Annotated in this window: 16 protein-coding genes; 7 read left to right on the top strand and 9 right to left on the bottom strand. The window is 68.5% G+C overall.

Annotated elements, in window-relative coordinates; all coding sequences use genetic code 11:
- Positions 1-248: 248 nt before the first annotated feature.
- Both pdxS and JW958_09375 read right to left on the bottom strand, forming a co-directional pair.
- The gene (gene pdxS / locus JW958_09380) at positions 249-1136 is read right to left on the bottom strand and encodes a pyridoxal 5'-phosphate synthase lyase subunit PdxS (GenBank protein ID MBN1826467.1); all 888 of its coding nucleotides are present in this window, start codon (positions 1134-1136) and stop codon (positions 249-251) included.
- Between the two features lie 30 nt (positions 1137-1166).
- Positions 1167-2669 carry a PLP-dependent aminotransferase family protein gene (locus JW958_09375; protein ID MBN1826466.1) on the bottom strand — a complete coding sequence of 501 codons (1503 nt, stop codon included), beginning with the start codon at positions 2667-2669 and terminating at the stop codon, positions 1167-1169.
- Between the two features lie 336 nt (positions 2670-3005).
- Between JW958_09375 and JW958_09370 the strand changes: the two genes are divergently transcribed.
- Both JW958_09370 and JW958_09365 read left to right on the top strand, forming a co-directional pair.
- Positions 3006-3998 carry an endonuclease/exonuclease/phosphatase family protein gene (locus JW958_09370; GenBank protein ID MBN1826465.1) on the top strand — a complete coding sequence of 331 codons (993 nt, stop codon included), beginning with the start codon at positions 3006-3008 and terminating at the stop codon, positions 3996-3998.
- Between the two features lie 7 nt (positions 3999-4005).
- Positions 4006-5937, top strand: a complete 1932-nt coding sequence (locus JW958_09365) for a tetratricopeptide repeat protein (protein MBN1826464.1) — start codon at positions 4006-4008, stop codon at positions 5935-5937.
- Here JW958_09365 and mutY read toward each other — a convergent pair.
- Both mutY and JW958_09355 read right to left on the bottom strand, forming a co-directional pair.
- A complete protein-coding gene (gene mutY, locus JW958_09360) occupies positions 5934-7013 on the bottom strand; it encodes an A/G-specific adenine glycosylase (protein MBN1826463.1) in 1080 nt (359 codons plus the stop codon). The genes JW958_09365 and mutY overlap by 4 nt on opposite strands.
- Before the next feature lie 287 nt (positions 7014-7300).
- Positions 7301-7573 (bottom strand): hypothetical protein, encoded by a 273-nt coding sequence (locus tag JW958_09355; protein MBN1826462.1) that lies wholly within the window; start codon positions 7571-7573, stop codon positions 7301-7303.
- Positions 7574-7876: 303 nt separating this feature from the next.
- Here JW958_09355 and JW958_09350 point away from each other — a divergent pair, with 303 nt between their 5' ends.
- The gene (locus JW958_09350; protein MBN1826461.1) at positions 7877-10369 is read left to right on the top strand and encodes a response regulator; all 2493 of its coding nucleotides are present in this window, start codon (positions 7877-7879) and stop codon (positions 10367-10369) included.
- Positions 10330-12237, top strand: a complete 1908-nt coding sequence (locus JW958_09345; protein MBN1826460.1) for a response regulator — start codon at positions 10330-10332, stop codon at positions 12235-12237. Before JW958_09350 ends, JW958_09345 begins: the two co-directional genes overlap by 40 nt.
- Here the strand turns inward: JW958_09345 and JW958_09340 are convergent.
- Positions 12197-13162: an RluA family pseudouridine synthase gene (locus JW958_09340; protein ID MBN1826459.1), complete on the bottom strand. Its 966-nt coding sequence runs from the start codon at positions 13160-13162 to the stop codon at positions 12197-12199. The two genes, JW958_09345 and JW958_09340, sit on opposite strands and share 41 nt — an antisense overlap.
- A 141-nt stretch (positions 13163-13303) precedes the next feature.
- Here JW958_09340 and JW958_09335 point away from each other — a divergent pair, with 141 nt between their 5' ends.
- Both JW958_09335 and JW958_09330 read left to right on the top strand, forming a co-directional pair.
- Positions 13304-14233, top strand: coding sequence for a hypothetical protein (locus JW958_09335; GenBank protein MBN1826458.1), 930 nt, complete (start codon positions 13304-13306; stop codon positions 14231-14233).
- A gap of 33 nt (positions 14234-14266) precedes the next feature.
- Positions 14267-15457, top strand: coding sequence for a glycosyltransferase family 4 protein (locus JW958_09330; GenBank protein ID MBN1826457.1), 1191 nt, complete (start codon positions 14267-14269; stop codon positions 15455-15457).
- Here JW958_09330 and JW958_09325 read toward each other — a convergent pair.
- Both JW958_09325 and JW958_09320 read right to left on the bottom strand, forming a co-directional pair.
- Complete coding sequence (locus JW958_09325) at positions 15420-15758, bottom strand: peptide chain release factor-like protein (GenBank protein ID MBN1826456.1); 339 nt, start codon at positions 15756-15758, stop codon at positions 15420-15422. The two genes, JW958_09330 and JW958_09325, sit on opposite strands and share 38 nt — an antisense overlap.
- A complete protein-coding gene (locus JW958_09320; GenBank protein ID MBN1826455.1) occupies positions 15755-17458 on the bottom strand; it encodes a glycosyltransferase family 39 protein in 1704 nt (567 codons plus the stop codon). Before JW958_09320 ends, JW958_09325 begins: the two co-directional genes overlap by 4 nt.
- 168 nt (positions 17459-17626) lie before the next feature.
- On the opposite strand from JW958_09320, the gene amrB reads away from it, so the two are divergent.
- Positions 17627-18859 (top strand): AmmeMemoRadiSam system protein B, encoded by a 1233-nt coding sequence (gene amrB / locus JW958_09315; protein ID MBN1826454.1) that lies wholly within the window; start codon positions 17627-17629, stop codon positions 18857-18859.
- A gap of 119 nt (positions 18860-18978) precedes the next feature.
- Here the strand turns inward: amrB and JW958_09310 are convergent, their stop codons facing one another.
- On the bottom strand, positions 18979-19941 hold the full coding sequence (locus JW958_09310) for a radical SAM protein (protein MBN1826453.1): 963 nt from the start codon (positions 19939-19941) through the stop codon (positions 18979-18981).
- 48 nt (positions 19942-19989) lie between these two features.
- Positions 19990-20604: a hypothetical protein gene (locus JW958_09305; GenBank protein ID MBN1826452.1), complete on the bottom strand. Its 615-nt coding sequence runs from the start codon at positions 20602-20604 to the stop codon at positions 19990-19992.
- Between the last annotated feature and the right edge of the window lie 498 nt (positions 20605-21102).

Raw genomic sequence — 21102 nt, 5'->3', positions numbered from 1 at the left:
CGTTTTCACTCCGGATTCGGCAACCGCCCGCCGACTCCGGATGTTCCTTTTCGCCTTTACTCCGCTCTCCGTTCCTCGGGTCGGGAGGGATTCGTTGCGAGGCTCCGGGGAACGAGCCGGGATGCTCGTCTGGACGAGCCGTCTCCCGGAGGCGTAGCCCTAGCTACGTCGAGGAAGGCGGCGACGGAAGAAGAGCATCCCGGCCGTGATCCCGAGCCGCAGTAGAATCCCTTCCGACCCGAGGAACGCTACCAGCCCCGCGTCTGCAACATGTCCGCCGGGTCCATCTTCGCCGTCTCCATCCCCCGCATCGGATCACCGAGCCCTTCGGAAACCTCGGCTAGGATCTTGGGATCCAGGTAGTGGGTGACGGCGCGCACGATCGCGCGGGCGCGAGGCGCCGGATCTTCCGACTTGAAGATTCCCGAGCCGACGAAAACCGCCTCGGCGCCCAGCTGCATCACCAGCGACGCGTCGGCGGGAGTGGCGATGCCGCCGGCCGAGAAATTGGGCACGGGGAGCTTCCCCTCGCGGGCGACCATGCGGACCAGCTCGTAGGGGGCGCCCAGCTCTTTCGCCTCCGCCATCATCTCATCTTCACCGAGCGTGGTGAGGCGACGGATCCCGCCCACCACGGCGCGGATGTGGCGCACCGCCTCGATGATGTCTCCCGATCCGGCCTCGCCCTTGGTGCGGATCATCGCCGCCCCTTCGGCGATCCGGCGAAGCGCCTCGCCCAGGTTTCGGGCGCCGCACACGAAGGGAATATCGAAGGCGTGTTTCTCGATGTGGTGCTTCTCGTCCGCCGGCGTGAGCACCTCGCTCTCGTCGATGAAATCCACGCCGAGCGACTGCAGGATCTGCGCCTCCGCGAAATGGCCGATCCGCGCCTTCGCCATCACCGGGATGGAAACCGCCTCCTGGATCTCCCGGATCTTCCGCGGGTCCGCCATCCGCGCCACGCCGCCGTCGCGGCGGATGTCCGCGGGCACCCGCTCCAGCGCCATCACCGCCACCGCACCGGCGTCCTCGGCGATCTTCGCCTGCTCCGCGTCGGTGACGTCCATGATGACCCCGCCCTTCAGCATCTCGGCGAGGCCCGTCTTGAGCCGCAACGTTCCCTTTTCCGCGTTCATCACGATCCCTCCCGGAAAAAACATGTTTGTCTAAAGCAAAACCGCCGGAGAGGCTTCCGGCCGCCGCGGCGACCCGGTCATCCTCCCCTTGAGTATGTCTCCCAAAACGCGTACTCCCTCCGCGATCCGTTCCTCCGGCTCGAGGCTGAAGGAGAGACGGAAGGCGTGGGACCCGCCGCCATCCACGTGAAAAAGCGGCCCGGGCGAAAAGTCGACGCCCCTGCGCCGCGCCTCGAGCAACATCTCCACGGAATCCACCCGTCGCGGAAGGGTGACCCAGAGCGTCATCCCCCCGTCGGGACGTGTCCACCGGACCTCCTCGGGAAAAAAACGCTCCATCGCCTCCAGCAGCGCGCGGAGCCGGGCGGCGTTCACGCGTCGCACCATCTCCAGATGCCGGTCCAGAAACCCCCTCTCACAGAAGCGATGGATCGCCACCTGCGCCAGAAGCCCCGCGGTCAGGTCGGAGCAGCGACGGATCCGGAGAATCGGCTCGTGGAGCCGCGGGGGCGCGACGAGCCAGCCGAGCCGCAGCCCGGGGAAGAGCATCTTGGAGAAAGTGCCCAGGAAGAGCACATTCTCCCCGCCCGGCAGACCGCGGAGCGCCGTCTCCGGTTCCCCCCCGTACCGAAGCTCCGCGTCGAACTGATCCTCCAGAATCGCCGCGCCGTGCCGCGCGGCCGCCTCCAGAATACGCTCACGCCGCGCGCGGCTCATGGTGATCCCCGTCGGGTTCTGGAAGGTGGGCATGCAGTAGACCAGCTTCACCTTCCCTCGGCGGAAGGTCTCCTCGAGCGCGTCGACGCTCATCCCTTCCTCGTCGAGGGGAACCGGCGCGAGCCGCGCCCCGTACAAACGGAACGCGCCGATGGCGTTGTAATACGTGGGGGACTCGACCGCCACCGTATCCTCTTCGTCGAGAAGGAGCTTCCCCACCAGGTCGAGCCCCGGCTGGGCGCCGCTCACGATGAAGAGATCCTCCTCGGCGATGGACACACCCTGGCCGGAGAGACGCTCGGCAAGCCAGCGCCGAAGAGGGAGGTACCCTTCCCGCGCGCCGTAGTCGAGAACCGACGGCCCCATCTCCCGGACCGCCTCGCTGAGCACGTGCCGGAACTCTTCCACGGGGAAGAGGGCCTGATCCGCCACCGGTCCGGTCAGCTCGATCCTCTTCTCCCCGTCGTTCCGGGTAATCCTCTCGAGGACCCCCTTCTCGATCTCCAAGGCGCGCCGGGCGAGGGATCGTTCCCAATCGAAACCACCGTCACCACCGGGCCTTTCCCCGTGTGCGCGGCCGTCCCTCCTGACAAATGTACCCCTCCCGACTCCCGATTGTACCAGGCCATTTTTCTCCAACGTGGAATAGGCGAGAGAAACAGTGTTCCGGTTCACACCGAGAAGCCGCGCCAGGTCTCGCATGGAGGGGAGGCGGTCTCCAGATCGCAAATCATTATTATCAATCATTTTAACGATAGATTCCGCGATCTGCTCGTAGAGCGGACTTTTGCTCTCTCTGTCGATGCGGATCTCCATGCGGGCCACGTCTCCTCGTTCGAGGTGCTTTGTCCGCTAAAAGGATAGCATCCGGCCCCTGCATTGTCACCACCCATATGGTCCATTTATCGGCCGACCGTCCCTCTTTTTTCATCCAAACGGGGAAAGACGTTTCTCCCGAAAGGATCCTCCCGATCGACGGGCTCGGACCCTCAACGGCGGGCCCTCACGGCCGATGGATAGAATGCGGGCGGCCGGCGGCGCTCCCGGAACCGGCGGGCGGGGCTGGGGTATATTCCCGTGAGGTGTTACACTCGGTGCTCTTCGCCCCTCCGGCGCTCGGTGGGGGCGCATCCACCCCTTCGGCGATCAACCATGCGAAGACGATGGAAACAGATCATCATCGGTGCGACCGTGCTCTCACTCACGGCCGCGCTCGCCTCTTTTCTCCCCTGGCGCTTCTGGCCCTTCGAGATCGCCGCCAGCTTCCGCGTACAGGCCGTCTCGATCTGCCTCGTCTCGGCGGGGGCGGCCCTCCTTCTGCGCATGCGGATCTGGGCGACTCTGGGGGCGGTCGTGGCCCTCGCGCAGATCGGCCTTCTCGTCCCCCACTTCGTGAGCGCCCACGGCGGTGACTCCGGCGCCGGGCCGGACACGCGCCTCGGACGGGAGGTGACGGTCCTCACTCTCAATCTGAATCACGCGAACCGGAACGCTCGGGGGGTCATCGAAATGATCCGGCGGGAGAAGCCGGACATCGTCGCCCTGCAGGAGGCGAGCCACTGGTGGCACGAGCAGCTCCGGTCGCTGGGAGACGAATACCCCTTCCGGACCTTCGACCGGCTCACCCCCCGCTCCGGCGTGGGGGTCCTCTCCCGGATCGAACCCGCCGCCGAGGAGTGGCGGTGCTTCGACGGTCGCGCCTTCGTCGAACTTACCTTCGAAGAGAAAAACCTCTCCTTCCGTTTCACGGCGCTCCACACTCTCCCGCCGAAAACGCCCTTCACGTACGCCGCCCGCAACAGGCAGCTCGACCGGACGGCTCTTTGGATCGCCGGCGAGGGGGCGGGGCCGGCCATCGCGGCGGGGGATATGAACTCCACGCCCTGGTCTCCGGTGCTCCGCGATTTCGAGAGAACCACGGGGCTCACCAGCGTTCGGGAGGGACACGGAACGCTCCCCACCTGGCCCTCCTGGGGGATGTGGATCGGCGTTCCCATCGATCACATCTTCCACTCCGATCACTTCCGCACCGAATACGTCCTCCCGGTGAAGATCCCCGGGTCGGACCATCGCGCCCTCCTCGCCCGGCTCCGCCGCGTGACGGAAACGAAGGAGCGCGTGCCTTCCCTCCCTTCTCTGCTATGATTGATCCATGAGTCAAGCCGACCGCGACCACGGGACCACGCCGGCGCAGAAGATCCTTCTCATCGGTTTCGGCGTCCTTCTAGTGATTCTCTTCGAAGGGGCGCTCCGGCTCGCCGGAGTCGGCGGCGAGACCGCCCTCTTTCTCCGCCGCCCCGGACCGGACGGCCAGGAGGTCTTCGTCAACAACGAGGCGCTCAATCGCCGCCTCTTCTTTCCGGTCACGGGCCGGTCGTCCAACTTCCCGCGGCCGCAAATCCCCTACGCCCGTTTCGCCGCCCGGAAGGACCCGGACACGTTCCGCTTCTTCACCGTCGGCGCCTCGTCGTCGGTCGCCTTCCCCTACACCCCGAATGTCGCCTTCGCCTCTTTTCTCCGGGAAATGCTCGCCGCCGGCATGCCGGACCGGAATGTGGAGTCGATCAACGTCTCCATGACCGCCGTGAGCAGCTACCAGGTGAGCCGTTGGGTCGCGGAGATCCTGCGCCTCTACGACCCGGACCTGATCGTGGTTTACACGGGGCACAACGAGTTCTACGGCGTGCTCGGCGCCGGTTCGTCCATGTCGGTCGGGAGGAATCGAACGCTCACCCGGCTCTTCCAGCGGTTGCAGGAGACGGCGGTCTACGCGCTCGTCGCGGGCGCCGTCGAACGGGTGCGCCGGCCGCCGGAGGAGTCGGCGCTGGCGCAGCCGATCGAAGCGATGACGCGCGACCGCGAGATCCGTTTCGACGGAGAGCTGCACCGCTCGGTGGAGCGCAACTTCGAGGCGAACCTGGAGGGGATGGCGCGGGCGGCGGAGAGGCGCGGCGTGCCGATCGTCTTCTGCACACCCGTGTCGAACCGCGTGGATTGCTCGCCCATGGGCCCGATCCACCGGGAGGACTTTCCCGCCGGCGAGGCCCACCGATGGGACCGCTACCTCTCGACGGGCGACTCCTACCTGCGTCTCGGCGACGCCGGCGGCGCGGCGGCGGAATATAGGAACGCGATCGCCCTCGACGACAGGCACGCCGGCGCGGAGTACCGCCTCGGCCGCGCCGAAATGCTCGGCGGCGAGAGGGAAGAGGCGGCGGCCGCCTTTGATCGAGCGCTCCTTCTGGACGGCGTGCGGCTCCGGGCGAGCGACCCGATCGTGGAGACGGTCCGCCGGGTCTGCCGCCGCCACGAGGCGGGAGGCGCGGTCCGCCCGGCGGACACGGTGGCGCGCTTCAACGACGAGTCGCCGGCGGGGCGGCCCGGCGCGAACCTGGTGCTCGAACACATCCACATGAACGGACGGGGGCACTGGCTCGCCGCGTCGCAAATCTACCGCACTCTTCTCCGGTCCGGCCTCGCCGGTCCCCTCGACCCGGCGGGAGAGCTTCCCTTCGAGGAAGCGGCGGCGCGGGTCGGCTACGGCGACGTCGACCACGCCTATGGTCTCGCCTTCACGCGAATCATGCTGGAGCGTTGGCCCTTCCAGGGAACCTGGAGGAACGAGGAGCGGATGCGCGAGACGCAGCACGAGCTGGATCGGGTGATGGAGCGGATGGACCCGTTGGAACGGGAGATCTTCGAAGCGGACGGAGCCCGGGTTCCGTTGGCGCAGATCATCCACCGGATCGGGCTCGCCGGGCTGGAGCGGGGAGAGGCTTCCCTCGCCGCGAAGCGTTTCGATCTTCTGGCCGGCCTTTTTCCCTTTACGCCCGAAGTGAGAATTCTCCAGTCGCGCGCCCTGCTCGCGGACGACCGTCCGGAGGAGGCCGCCGCCGCCGCCCGCGAGGCGGTCTTCTACGCCCCCGACCGCGGAGAGGCGCGGCTGATTCTCGCCGAAGCGCTCCTGCGGGCCGGAGACGCGGAAGGCGCGCGAAAGACGATCGACGACGCGGTCCGGCTCGGCGCCCTCGACGCGGACACGGTCCGGACCATTCGGACGCTCACGCCTCTACTCGAGAACTAAACCTTTCCTTTCCCGCCGGACGCGCCCCTCTTCGCGCCCTTCCCCCTCTCTCCCGCGGCCCCTTCACGGTCGGCGAGCGCGATCCCCTTGCGGGCCATGCCGGTCAGCCCGTATCCGGCCAGCTCCTCCCGCGCCACCCAGCGGCGGGAAGGCCCCGCCGGCGCGCTTTGCGCGGTACGGACCACGTACAGGTCGACGGTGTACGCTTCGTCCAGAACGGCGTGGCGGAAAGACCCGACGGAGCGGGGCTCGGGCGCGCCCGGCACCGGCTCCGCGGGGAGTTCCCAGAGCCCTTCCATGCGCGTCCCCGGGGCGCGCCTCTCCAGCAGCAGCCGCCCCTTCGGATCGACGTGGAGCACGGCGTCCAGCCGGACCTTCCGCGCCGGCCGGCGCTCCCTCGGTTCCGGATGACGATCGACTCGGCCGAGCCGGAGCGCCCGGCAGCGCCGCCGGACGGGACAGCGCGCGCAGTCCGGCGACCGGGGAACGCACACCAGCGCGCCCCACTCCATCAGCGCCTGGTTCCAATCGCCGGGTCGACGCGCCGGCACAAGCCCCTCGGCGATCCGCCAGTAGCGCTCCCGATCCGGGGCGCGGCTCCAGGAGCCGGGCAAGGCGAAGAATCGGGAGAGGACGCGGAAGACGTTGCCGTCGAGCACCGGTGCGGGCCGGCCGAAGGCGATGGAAAGAACCGCGCCGGCGGTGTAACGGCCCACGCCGGGAAGGGCGAGCAGATCCTCTTCGCGGTCGGGGACGCGGCCGCCGTGGACCGACGTGATCCTCTCCGCCGCCTTCTTCAGATGCCGGGCGCGCCGGTAGTAGCCGAGGCCGGCCCAAAGCGACAACACCTTGTCCGGCGCCGCCGCGGCGAGCGACGCCGGGTCGGGGAAGGCGGCGAGGAAACGTTCGTAGTAGGGAATGACGGCGGCGACGCGGGTTTGCTGCAGCATCGCCTCGGAGACGAGGATCCGGTAAGGATCGGTGTTCCGCCGCCAGGGAAGATCGCGCCGTGCCCCCCGGTACCAGCGGGGCAGAACCCTTCGTAGATAAATGGTCGCTTCCGGACCGGGACGCATCGGGCCCTCGGATCTCCTCCGATTCGTCGCGGCGGAACGCTCCGCCGGGATCGCGAAAAAGGGACGCTTGTTTCCCCGGATCCGGCGCCCGCGCAAGGGGGCGGTCCGGACGGAAGACCCGCCGATGCGGCGCGGGGGGCGTCGCGAGGGCGGGTCGGCGTCGGTTGCGCGCGGCGCGCCGTTTCGGCGCGGAACGGGGGGGCGAACCGCTCCGGTCGGGTCTCGAGGACGAGGCGCGCCGGCCGGTCCCGGGCTTAGGGAAACGTTCCGTCGGCGCGCGGCCGCGATCAGATGTGGATCATGTGCTCCGAACCCCAGATCGAAAGTCGGCGGATCTGGGTGAAGGGAATGTACTGGGTGACGGGCTCCACTTCGCCCTTCTTCTTCGCCTCGTAGCATACCTCACAGTGGTCGTCGCCCACGTGCACCAGCTTGGCGGTGAACGTCTCCAGATCGATCGCGTCGGTGATCGCGCCCCGGCGGAAGCTCTGCGGGTTGACGATGGTGACGTCTCCCCCCTTCCAGGAGGCCAGAACGCTCTGGAAGCTCGAACTCGGCATCGTTTCCTCCTTACGGTTGTCGATTTCAGGTCCCGATTCGCCCCGGCTTCCCCGGTTCGCGAACCACATCGAACTTCAGTCTACACAGAAACGCGATCTTAGCAAACCCCGTCCTTCGGCGGAGGGGAAAACGCCGCCACTTACCGGCGGTCCCGGCCGCGCGCCCCGCCTTTCTAATTGTTCTCATTGATGTTGCCGATACGCGGTAGGAGAAGCCCGCCCCCCGTCGACCGGTTCCCCACGGCCGAAGCGGGCTCGGACGAGGCGAGCCGCGCGCGGGCGATGCGCAGGGAGAGCAGCACCATGCCGTTACGAGAACGTCTCGCCGGAGCCGGGTGGGCGCCGATCCGGAGGCTGCGGGCCTTTATCGGGTCCGACATTCGCCACCGCTTCACGCTCCTGGTGGGTTTGCTCACCTTCTTCATCACCACTTTCCTGGGCGTCGCCTTCGTCTCCAAAACCCTCGACATGCTCGGCCGGGAACTGGAGATGAAGGGGGCCGCCATCTCCCGTTACGTGGCCTACAACGCCTGGTACGGCGTGTTCACCGGAGACGCGCGATCGCTACAGTCCGCCACCCGCGGCGCGCTGGAGGAACCGGACGTCGCCTACGTGCTGATCGTAGGGAACGGTGGGGATCTGCTCCACGAGTCCTACAGAGACCCGGGACTCCGCGCCCACGTTCTCGGCGCCCTTCCGCTCCGCGCCTCCCTCTACGATACACGCGCCCGAACCACCGAAGGCCCGAAGGGGGAGCGCTACTCCCAGATCGTGACGCCGATCCTGCGCCGGCGCACCGACGCGGCGGAGGACGAGTCGCTCCTCTGGGACGCGGAGGATCGCGATGTTTCACCGAAGAGCGCGGCGCCGGACGAGTTTTTCGGGTACGTGGTGGTCGGTCTCTCCCATGAAAACATGAACGCCCATCTGCGCACCGTAATCCCGCAGATCGTGCTGGCGGCGCTCTCGGCGCTCCTCGTCTCGCTCCTCTTCCTTCTCTTCAGCCTCCGGGTGATCACGCGCCCGCTGAAGCGGATCGCCCGAACCGCCCAGCTCATCGCCGGCGGCGACCTCACCCAACGCGTGGCGGTCACGTCCAAGGACGAAATCGGGACGCTGGCGTCCAGCTTCAACACCATGGTGCGGTCGCTTCGCGAGAGGGACCGGCGCCTCCAGGCGAACCGCGTCGCCCTGGAGACCTCCAACCGGGAGCTGAAACGTTTGGACCAGAGAAAGTCGGTCTTCCTCGCCAACATGTCCCACGAGCTGCGCACGCCGCTGAACGCGATCATCGGCTTCTCCGAGGTTCTCCGGGACCGGTGCTTCGGCGAACTGACGGAAAAGCAGGGCGAGTACATTTCCGACATCTGGGAGAGCGGACATCATCTGCTCTCGCTGATCAACGATATCCTGGATCTCTCGAAGATCGAAGCGGGAATGATGCGGGTCGAGCGTTCCCGCTTCGGCCCGGAAAATCTGATCCGCCGCTCGGTGGTGATGATCAAGGAAAAGGCGGGCCAACACGGCATCCGCATCGAAGTGGAAACGGAGGACCTGCCCGGCTTGATCGAGGCGGACGAGCGAAAGCTGAAGCAGGTGATCTACAACCTGCTCGCCAACGCGGTGAAGTTCACCCCCGAGGGAGGACGGATCGGGATCCGCGCCGCGGCGGCGGGCGGGACGATGACCGTTACTGTTTGGGACACCGGCATCGGCATCCCCGAGAAGGACCGCGAGAGGATCTTCGACAAGTTCGAGCAGGTGGACGACTCGGAGGCGCGCCGCTACGAGGGGACCGGACTCGGCCTCTCCCTCACGCGCTCCATGGTGCAACTCATGGGCGGAACGCTCCACGTGGAGAGCGAGGAAGGAAAAGGAAGCCGCTTCATCTTCACGCTTCCTTACCGCGAGGTCGCGGAGGCCGGCGAGAGCGCCGGCGACTCCTCCCGGATCGACTCGAGCGGCGTGGCCCGGCTCTTCCGGGAACCGGTGCGGGGCCCGCGGATCCATCTCCTGGAGGACGAGAAGAAGACCGCCGATCTGTTCGCCGCCTATCTGCGTTCCGCCGGGTATCGCGTGGAGACATCCGGCACCGGCGGCGAAGCGATGCGGAGAATCGTCGAATCCCCTCCCGACGCGATCCTCCTCGATCTCCTCCTGCCCGACACGGACGGCTGGGAGGTTCTTACACAACTCAAAGAAAATCCCGCGACCCGCGAGATCCCGGTGGTGATCGGCTCCGTAATGGACGAGAAGGAGCGCGGCTTCTCCTTGGGCGCCCGGGACTATCTGGTGAAACCCTTCGGCCGCGATCAGCTCCTCGGCGCCTTCGACCGCGTCTGGGAGAAGACCGGAGAGAACGGGGAGGAGCGGCAGATCCTGGTGATCGACGACGACCCCACCGTTTCCAAGCTGGTGGAGGCGGTGTTGGGCGGCAGGAGCGTGACGGTGCGGAGCGCCCCGGACGGCGAGACCGGAATCCGGGAAGCGGTGGAGCAGCTTCCGGACCTGATCCTTCTCGATTTTCTTCTCCCCGATCTCCCCTGCCCGCAGGTGGTCCAGACGATCCGTTCCGATCCGGCGGCGCGGGACATTCCGATCATCCTGATCACCGCGCGCGATCTGAGCGAGGAGGAGAAGGGGCAACTCCGGGGAGAGATCGAGCTCTTTTCCCGCAAGAACGACCTGAACCGGGAGGCGCTGGTCGACGAGATCGACGCGCTGCTGCGCGAGCGCCGGACCGAGGAGCACGAGGTATGGGCCCTGACGGCCGTGGACGGCGAATCCTCGTCGTAGAGGATAACCCGAAGAATCTGAAGCTGGTCCGGGATCTGCTGGCCTACAGGGGCCACGCGGTTCTGGAGGCGTCGGACGGAATTTCGGGGGTGGAGACCGCCCTCCGGGAGCGGCCCGACCTGATCCTGATGGACATCCAGCTTCCGGGCATGGACGGCATCGAGGCCACGCGCCGCCTGAAGAGCGACGAGAGGACGTCGTCGATCCCGGTGCTCGCCGTCACCGCCCACGTCATGCGGAACGAGCTGCGCAAAATCCGACAGGCGGGCTTCGACGGATACGTGACCAAGCCGATCCACACGAGCGAGTTTCTCCGCCTGGTGGAGCAGGTGCTCCGCCTCGAACGCGCCGACGCTCCGGAGCGTGGCGAGAGATCTCCCGCGGAAGCGGCGGGCGGCGCTGCCGGTTTGGGCGGGACGATCCTCGTGGTGGACGACGAAGAGAGGAACCGCCGGCTCGCCGAGGCGACGCTCGCCCCATTCGGTTACCGGATTCGCCACGCCGCCGGCGGCGAGGAGGCGATCGAGGAGATCGAAAAACGCCCGCCCGACCTGGTGCTGCTCGACCTGATGATGCCCGGCATGGACGGCCTGGAAGTGACCCGCCGGCTACGCGAGCGCAAGGAGACCCGCCACCTGCCGATCATTCTCCTCACCGCATTCGCCGACGCGGACCGGCGGCTGAAGGGTATCGAGGCGGGAGTGGACGATTTCATCGCCAAGCCTTTCGACCGCCTCGAGCTGACCACGCGAATTCACTCGCTGATCCGGATCAGCCACTACAGAACGCAGATCGCCGACTACAAACGATCCGAGGCGATTCTCGCCGGAATCGGCGAAGGCGTGGTTCTTCTCGACGGCGACTGGCGGGTGGAGATCATCAACAAGGCGGCGTCCTCCTTCCTCGACCTTCCCGTCGAAAACGCGCGCGGCGCGAATCTGCTCGACCACCTCTTCGGGAATCGGACCGTCAAGGCGGACCGGGCCGCCCTCGTCGATCACGCCCGGGAGGAGGCGCGCTTCGAGATCCATCGCCCCGAAACGGCCCTCTGCGCCCTGTCGGTGTTGGAGGCTTCTCTCCGGCGGATCCGAGAGCCCGGCGGCGGCGTGTCGAGCATGATCCTCACCATGCGGGACGTGACGCGCCGCTGGAACGAGAACCGCCTGCAGGAGGACTTCCTCTCCAGCGTTTCCCACAAGCTGAAGACGCCCCTGTCGGTGATCACCGCCAACGCCGAGTCGTTCCTGTACGGGTACTACGGCGACATCTCGGAGGATCAGCGTGAGGCGGTTACCGACGTGGCGCGGGCGGCGCAGGACCTTCTCAGCCACGTGAACAAGCTGCTCGCCTTCGTCTCTCCCGAATCTTTCCGCAAAGACGACGTGCAGCCCGAGAGCGTCTCCCTCTTCCTGGACACCTACGCCGTCAACCTGGTGCACGAGTTCCGCGACCGCGAAGTCCGTTTCGAGACGTCCACCGATCCGGCCGCGGCGGAGATGTGGATCCCGGCGCACAAGGTGGGCATCGTCCTCGACAACCTCGTCGAGAACGGCGTCAAGTTCGCCAACGGCGACGGCGCGGAGATCCGGATCGCCGCCCGTCTGGACGGCGCGGACCACGTGGAGTTCTCGGTGCGGGACAACGGACCGGGCATCCCGCCGGAAGTGCAGGACCGCGTGTTCGACAAGTTCTATCAGGTGGAGAAGTATCACACCGGAACCGTCGCCGGCTCCGGCCTCGGCCTTTCCCTCGCGCGGCGCATCGTCGAGGAGATGGGGGGAAGGATCTGGCTCGACTCCCGTCTCGGCGGAGGATCCACCTTCTTCTTCACCGCTCCCTGCGAACCGCCTCCAGACGAGACTCCATAAACTCGAAAGCTTCCTCGCCCGCTTCGGCCGCGAGCCGCTCCCGAAAATCGGCGGGCGGGTCGGAGATCGCGTTGACCGAAACGCCGTCGCCGGCGGGACTGATGAAACGGACACGCGCCGCGTGCAGCATCATCCTCCCCCCGCCGCCGCTCCCGTAGAGGGGATCGCCCGCGACGGGATGCCCGGCGGCCGCGAGGTGGACACGGATCTGGTGGCGGCGTCCCTCCCGCAGCTCCGCCCAGAGAAGCGTCCGTCCGGAGGCGGCGTAGAGCGGTTCGAAACGGGTCTCGGCGGCGCGGCCGCCCGCTCCGGCGATCATGCGGCGGGCGCTCCCGGGGTGGTGGCCGATCGGCGCGTCCGCCGTGAAGGGACGGACGATCCGTCCTTCGGCGAGCGCGAGGTACTCCTTGCGCACGCGGCGCGCTCGCCACTGGTCGCGGAGCAGCACGTAGGCCGTTTCGGTGCGGGCCGCCACGAGGAGTCCGGAGGTGCCGGTGTCGAGGCGGTGGACGAGCCCCGCCTCGAGGGGGCGCCCCACCGTCGCCGTCTCCGGATAGCGAGCCGCGACGCGGCAGGCGAGCGCCCCCCTGTCCCTCCCGTTCCGCGGGAGCGTCGGGAGCCCCGCCTCCTTTTCCACCACCAGCGACGCCTCGTCCTCGTAAAGGACCGTGAGAGGCCCCTCCGGGTCGGGGGCGATGGACGGTACGGCGTCGGGCGGGACCAAGAAGATCCTGTCCCCCTCGCGAGCGATCTCCCCCTTGCGTACCGGGCGGTCGTTCCGGAGGACGCGGCCGGCGGCGATCTCTTCCTTCCAACGGGCGCGGCCGACGCCGGGGAAACGCTCGCGCAGCAGAACGTCGATCCGGCGGCCCGCCTCGACGGCGCTCACGCGGATCTCCTCGCTCCTCTCTCTCGGTTCATCCATGGCGGCGCTCCCGCGCGGCGGCCGCCCACCCGGCGACGCGGCGCGCCCGCTCAGTATAACGGAAAGGACCTCCGGCGCTCCGCCGTTGCTTCGCCGCGCCGCTCGGAGTAAGCTCGTCAACCCGTGAGCCCCGAAACCGTCATGCAAGATTCCCTCGCCGACGCCCCGGCGGAGGACCGCCTCTTTCCCGCCTTCCGCGCCCTCGCCGCGGCTCTCGCCCGTGAGGGGATTTTGGTTCTTCCCGGCGATCTGGAAGGCCTGGGAGGCGCCTCCTTCCGCGCTTACTGGCACCACCACGCGAAGGAAGAAGGAGCGCCGCGATGGTCCCTTCTCTCGACGGCGGCCTGCTCCGGCGACCCGGTGGCGCGCGCCGCCGAATCGTTCGGTTATCGCATCGCCGGCGGCGAGGACGGTCGAGGCGTCCCGGGAATCGGACCGGTCGCGCGCGTGGAGGGGAGCGCGGAAAACACGCTTCGGGAGAGGATCGATCGCTTCGAGCGTTCCCTCCTCCGCGGCGCCGCGTTGGCCGGCGAGGGAGAGTACCGCCCGGCGAGCGGAGGCGTGTTCGCGTCCGGCGTCGCCGCCTACGACCGCATCCTCGCGGACCTCGACCTCGACGCGGAGGCGCTCCTCCCCGAATCGACGGACGAGGCGCGGGATCTCCTCCTGGGCGATCCGCGCTTCGACGACGCGCCGGAGCGTCTGCTCCGGAGAATCGCCCTCCTCGCGCCGCTTCGCGATTTCGCGGTCGCCTTCGGCGCCGCGCGCATCCGCCTCGCCCTCTACCTGGAACGGGCGGCGAACTTCATCGACTCTTCCGCATCCGCCGTCCCCTTCCGCGACGAGGGGAAGGCGCTTCTCCGCGCCGCCCGGTTCCTTCCGGACCCCTCCTCACCCGCGACCTGGCGCGAAGCGGGCCGCCTCGGAGCCGCCGTGACGCTCCACCCCGGCCCGCCGGAGAGGCGCCTCGCTCTCGCGCGCGAGCTGCGGCGCGCGCGCCGTCTTTACCGCCGAGCCTCCGGCCTCCTCCACGCCCGCGCCGCCGCGTCCCTTCCCGTCGGAAAAAGGTGAGAACGCCTCCGTCGATTTGATACGATGCGCGGCATGAAGATCGCGATGGTCGGCCTTTTCCCCCGCGACCCCGCGCGCCTGCTCGGCGGCGTGGAAGCGGTGACGCTCCGCCTCGCCGAGGGGCTCGCCGCCCGCGAGGAAGTGGAACTGCACGTGGTGGTCGCCTCCCTCGCCTGGGAGCGGGGGACTTTCCCGGCGCCCGGCCGGACGATCCATTCCGTCGGCGGATCACGCCTCCTCGGCAACGTCCTCCTCGGCCTGCCGATGCGCCGCCGCATCGCCGCCGCGATCCGCCGCATCGACCCCGACGTGGTGCACGCCCACAGCGCCGACGCCTTCGCCCTCGGCGCACTCGACAGCGGGTACCCGACGGTGGTCACCATCCACGGCCTGATCGAAGCGGAAAATCGTCTCGCCCGCGCGCCCATGCAACGCCTCCGCGCCGCCTTTCGGGACAGGATCGTCGGCGAGGCGCTCCGCCGCGCGCAAAACGTGATCCTCCTCTCCCCCTATGTGCGCGAGCACTACGGCGACGCGCTCGCCCACGCGCGCTCCTGGGTGATCGAAAACCCGGTCGCCCCCCTCTTCTTCGAGACCACCGGCGATCCGGAACCGGACCGCGTTCTCTTCTCCGGCCTCCTCATCCCGCGGAAGGGGCTCCGCAACCTGATCGACGCGTTTCGGATCGCGTCGCGGGAGCGGCCCGCGCTCCGGCTGCGGCTCGCGGGGCTCGACACGGACGGCGCCTACCGGCGCGCCCTGGACGAGAGGGTCGCGCGGCTCGGCCTCGTCGGGCGGGTCGACTTTCTCGGCGGGCTCTCGCCGGAACGCCTCGCCGAGGAGTACGCCCGCGCCGCGATGACGGTTCTTGTCTCCCGGCAGGACACGGCGCCGGTCGCGGTGCAGGAAGCGATGGCGGTCGGCCGCCCGGTGATCGCCTCGCCCGTCGGCGGCCTTCCCCGCCTCGTTGCGGACGGGGAGTCCGGCTTCCTCGTTCCCCACGGCGACCCGGACGCGCTCGCCCGCCGGATCGTGGAGATCGCCGGCGACGCGCCTCTCGCCCGCCGGATGGGACGCTTCGCGCGCGCCGAGGCGGAGCGCCGTTTCTCGTCGTCGGCGGTCGCCGCGAAAACGATTGATGTCTATAAAGAAGTGGCGTCGGGCGATCGGCGCGGAAGAACGGCGGTCACTCGTCCCTCGAAGGGGGGCGGCGGCTCCGCTTGACGCGGGACCGCTGTTTCTTCTCCTCCAGGCGGGCGCGCCGCGAAGAGGCGGAGGGGCGCGTCGGGAAACGCGGCTTGGGTCGCGCGTAGAGCGCGGCGAGCCTCTCCAGCAGGCGAAGCCAGGCGACCTTCCGGTTTCGCGCGCGGGACCGGCTCTCGGTGGCGGTCACGATGACGCCGGTGGGGATATGATGGAGGCGGACGCCGGTCTCGCTCTTGTTCCGGTGTTGCCCCCCCGGTCCGCGCACCCGCAGGAACTCCTCCACCGTCTCCCGGCGGATCCGGTCCGGATCGAGCCTCATCGCCCTCTCCCCCGCGGCCGCCCCGGCGCTTCCTCCTGTGCGACGCGGCGCATCTCCTCCTCCATATAGTCGCGCCTTGCCGAACGCCGGTAAATGTCGGCGAAACGGAGATGCGCGTCCGGGTCGCCGCCCAGGTCGAAGACCACGATCGACCCGCCGATCTCCGCCACCACCGGGTATTTCTCGAGCCAGCGGAACATCTCCGGGTCGGGGAGCCGCACGCCGTGGAGGACCATGCGGCTCACGGCGACCCAGTCCGGATCGGGGCGAAGGCGCGCGCCCCCCTCCAGGATCTCCCGGGGCGGGTGATAGAGCCAGCCGGAGAGCCAGCGGTAGCGGATGCCGTATCGGTGCGGTTCGGCGGTTCCGAAGTAGGAGAGGTAAACGACCGGGTCGCCCCGTTCGTCGAGGAAGCGCGCGAGCCCGGGGAGGTCCTGCCCCCAATCGAGATTGGAGTCGGAGAGGATCCGCGATCCGCCGCGCGTCCCGCCGCACGCTTCGTTGAAATACGAAAGATAATGGGGCCAGGCGATCGCCGTTCCCGCCGCGAGCCACGCGGCGAGGAGGAGGAGGACGATTTTCCGGCGGCGCTTGAGCGCGCCGGCCGCCGCCGAGCCGCCGAGCACGGCGAGGAAAGGATAGACCGGGAGCAGATAGCGAAGCCCGATGTTGATCCGGCTCACGAGGACGAAGAAGAGCGCCAGGAGAAGCGGCGGGAGGAGAAGCCAGGCGATGGAGGAGCGATCCCGCCTCCGCAGGATCCCGAGCGCGCCGGCGCCGGCGAGAAGGAGGAAGGGGATCGGCGTCTTCACCAGAAAGGCGACCGGATAGTAGGCGCGCCATCCCCGGTCGGAGACGCGGCCGAAGAAGAAAGCGGGATAGCCGGTGTTCGCGCCGCGCTGGTACTCGATCCCCTCCGCGTAGGGGGCGGGAAGAACGCCCATGCCGGCGCGGGGCGCTTCCTCCGGCGCCCGGAGGTGAAGCGGCAGGTAGCCGGCGTGCACCACGATCAGGGCGACGGCGGCGAGGGGGAGGAGCGCCGCGAGCGCGCGTTTCCCGCCCCGGTCGAGAAGCGCCGCGGCGGGAAGAATTCCGACGAGAAGAAGCCCCGTGTACTTGGAGAGGAGCGCCGCGCCGAGCGCCGCGCCGGCGAGGAGGAGCCTCCCCGCTCCCGGTTTCTCCCTACAGCGCCGAAAGAGAACGACGGCGAGAAAGAGGGTGAGCGTGAGCACCATGTCCTGCGTGGCGAGAGAACCGTGAGCGAGCAGGTTCGGCTCGAGCGCGGCGAGGAATAGGGCGAGCGCGGCGGCGCGCCCGCCGAAAAGGCGGCGCGTCTCGACGAAAACGAGGAGGAGAAGAAGCGCGGTGATCAGGATCGTCGGCGCGCGGGCGAGATTCACCACGCGGCCGGCGGGCGCGAGCGCGAAGAGGCGGCGGCCACGTTCGTCCTGATGCGGCGCGCGCCACACATCCTCCGGCACGTCGAGGCGGGCGAGCGGGATCGAGTTCAAATAATAAGAGAGAGGCGGGTGAAGTTTCGCCCCCTTCATCGACCAGTCCCCGGTCTCCCAGAGATAGCGTCCGACGCCGACGTAGTGCGTCTCATCCACCGTCGGCGACATACGCGCGGCGCTCGTGAGCTGCAGAATCGCGGCGACCGGCAGGAGAAACGCGAGGAGATAGGACGCCCGGAACTTCATGTCCCCCTTCTACCTCCGGCCGGGCGGGCTGTCAAGGCGCGCCGTGGGCGCACGCGGCGCGGGGCGCGCGGTACGGAGTGGTCCACGCCGGCGTCCGAACGCCCGCTTGCGCGCGGCGCTTTCTCCGCATACTCTGAGAGGAACGTTCGACGGCGGGAGGAGGACGCGATGCCGGACGAGGGAAACGAGAAGCCGCGGCTCCGGCCGGTGGAGGCGATTCCGACCACGTTTCAGGGGCACAGGGCGGTGCTGCTTCGTGACCCGGAGGGGTACACGGACCGGACCGCCGTCCTCGCCGAGAAGACCATCGAGATCATCCGCCTCTTCGACGGGACGCGCACCCTCCTCGACATCCAGGCCGACTACACGCGGCGCCACGGCGACATTCTCTTCACCGACGATCTGAAGCGCCTCGTCGATCAGCTCGACGAGGCGGGCTTCCTCGACAACCAGCGCTTCCGCGCGCGGCGCGAGGAGACGGAGCGGGAGTGGCGAGAATCGAGCCTCCGGCCGGCGGTTCATCTCGGCGGCGTGGCGGGCGAGGCGGAGGAGTGGGAGCGCTGGACCGACGGATTCCTCGGGTCGGCGGGCGAGCCGGAGACGGCGCCCCCCGCGGGGATTGTCCGGGCGATCGTCGCCCCGCACATCGACCTTCGTCTCGGCGGCGGGGTGTACGGCGCGGCGTGGCGGGCGGCGGTGGGGACGGGCGATCCACCGGCTTTGATCGTCGTGATCGGCACCTGTCACGGGGCGCTCCCCTCGCTCGCGGCGGCGACGACCAAGGACTTCGAGACCCCTCTCGGCGCGGCCGTGACGGACGGGGGTTTTCTCCGCGCCGTGAACGACGCGGCGGGAGGTTGGCTCTTCGACGAAGAGCCGGCGCACCGGACCGAGCACACCGTGGAGTTCCAGTGCCTCTTCGTGAGGCGGCTTTTCGGCGACGCGGGGACGCGGATCGCGCCTCTTCTCTGCTCCTACGAGCCGGACCACCTCGGCGACGACGCGCCGGAAGAGACGCGCGGGCGGATCGAGAGGCTCGGCGGGGCGCTCCGCGCGGCGATCGAGGGATACGACGGGCGGGTGCTCGTCGTCGCGAGCGCCGATCTCTCCCACGTGGGGCCGCGCTACGGCCACGACCGCGCGCCGACCGAGCCGGAGCTGGCGGATCTCGACATCCACGACCGGAAGCTCCTCGCCCCGGCGCTCGCCGGCGACCCCGCCGCCTTCGCGGACCGCTTCGCCGCGGGCCTCAACACCACCCATGTATGCGGCTTCGCGCCGATCCACCTCACGCTCCTCGCCCTCGGCGAAGGCGCCCGCGGCTCTCTCCTCCGCTACGATCGCGCCGTGATGGGCGAGGAAGGGTCGGTGGTCACCTTCGCCGCCGCCGCCTTCGCGTAGACCGGCGCCCCCGCGCGGGCGGTGTACGGTGAATTGCGCCGTTCGGTCGATCGTCCGAGGATACTTCCACGGCGGAGAACGGAGAGGGGGAGTTCTATCTCATCACCTCTCCCACTCGATCACGCCTTCCCCCTCGTGAAGCGCCGCAGGTAGTACGTCTCCCCGCCGTACTCGATTCTCGCGAGAATGCGACGCCGGATCATCGATTCCAGTATCGCCCTGTCCGCCCCCGCTCCGTCCAGAAGCGCGAAGACCGCGTTCTCCCGCATCGGATGAACGGCGGTGATCCCCAGCAGCTCCTCCTCCGCCGAGCCGCGCACCGCCTCGAAATCGTCCCCCTCGTAGCAGACGAGAAGCTCCGTGCCGCTCACCTTCTCCCGAAAAATCTGATAGGCCTCCTGAAGGGTCGCCTCACCGGGCGGGAATACATTCTCCTCCGCCGGGGGGCGGGTCGGCGCGGAAAGGTAGGCCTTCTCCGGTTTCACTTCGGCGAGGAAAGCGGCGATCGCGCCGAGGTTCTCCTCGGAGTCGTTCACGCCGCGCACCAGCATCGTCTCCGTCACCAACTCCCCCGGGAAACGCCGGCGGAACGCGAGAATCCCGTCGAGGATCGCGTCGAGGTCGAGACGGCCGTGGGGACGGTCGACCATGCGCCAGACCTTCCGATCCGCGGCGTCCACCTTCAGGGAGACCCAATCGGCGAGGGCGAGGTCCGCGCGGACCGACTCGTCGTCGATCGTGGAGGCGTTGCTGATGACCGCGACACGCCGCCCCGGCTTCTTCAGGCCCGCGATCTCGCGGCCGAGATGGACGTCGAGCGTCGGCTCCCCGTCCGGCACGAAGGCAAGGTAGTCGATCGGCGAGCCCGCCTCCTCCGCCCCGCGCACCCGCCTCTCCACCGCGGCGATCAGATCCTCCGGCGGGTAGAACTCTCCCCGCCGCACGCGCATATCCCGCGTCCTCCCCACTTGGCAGTAAACGCAGGAGTACGAACAGATCTTCGGCGGGATGTTGTTGATTCCCAGGCTGCGGCCCAAGCGCCGGCTCGGAACCGGCCCGAAGGTCAGGTCCTTTTCCTCCATCGTGTCACGCTCCATCGGCGCCGGGAATTCGGGAACGGTCTCCTGCGATCACCACCAATAGGAAACCCGGAGGTCGGCGAGGGCGTAGACGTCCGCGTCGTTCACCTGTTCGCCGATCTCGACGTGGTCTCCGGCGGGCGCGTAGCCGACACCGGCCAGCGCGTCCACACGGAAACGATCGGAGAGGCGAACGGTATATCCCGCCGGATAAAAATCGAAAGCGGGGTAGATGAATGTGTCGCTCTCGTCGTCCGGTTCATAGGTGTGCCGCGCCACGGAGAGTGCGGCGTCGAGGGAGAGAAAGTATCCCCGATAGGTTTTCGCGAGCGCCGCGGGGTAGAAACGGAGAGAGAGCCCGCCGAGAAACGCCTTCGCTTCCCAGTCGTCCGCCTCGTCACGTATGGCGGACCGCTCGCTGTCGGTATAAGAGACGAAAGCGGCGAGGGTGAATCGATCCGCGATCGCGCGGCCGTGTGCGACGCGGAAGGTTCCGTTCCACGCCGCGCCGAGCCCGACATCGACGAAACGAGAGGGGGCTTCCTTCCCCACCGCCAATTCATCGACGAAAGACTGGATGGTCCCCTCCTGCGCGAACGCCTCCGAGGCGAACAGCAATCCGGCCGCGGCGGCGGCCGCCGTGAAAACTGTAAAAATGCGTCTCACGTTTTCTTGCCTCCCGGATCGACCCACCGCTGATCGTTCCTCTTCCCGTTTCGATAGAACGTCCGCGGCCTCAGAATAGAAAATCGATCCGTGAGAGTCCACATATGCCTTCGTCGGCGTTTTCGGCACCGGACAACCCCGACCCTCCCTTCCGCTTCTTCCTCGGACGGACGGTGTGATCCTTTGAGGAGAAGGGGCGGTACGGGCGACCTCCCTTCCGCCGCCGGGTTCCCTCTCGGGGCCGCCAGGGCTTCTCCCTCTCCCGCCATCCTCTCCGCTTCCTCCCCGGACGGACGGCGTGATCCTTTGAGGAGAAGGGGCGGTACGGGCGACCTCCCTTCCGCCGCCGGGCTCCCTCTCGGGGCCGTCTCGACTCGCCGGGCACCCACCGGAGCCCGCCTCCGTCGAGATGATAAAAAACCCGTCGAGCATTTATCGAGGCGGGCGGAGGTGGGTCGGCGAGCGAGAAGAGGGAGGATGCGGAAGCATCCGGACCGT

Source organism: Candidatus Eisenbacteria bacterium (assembly GCA_016930695.1).
Classification (GTDB): Bacteria; Orphanbacterota; Orphanbacteria; order Orphanbacterales; family Orphanbacteraceae; genus JAFGGD01.
Note: the sequence above shows the minus strand (reverse complement) of the source record. Positions and strands in the feature narration are given on the sequence as shown.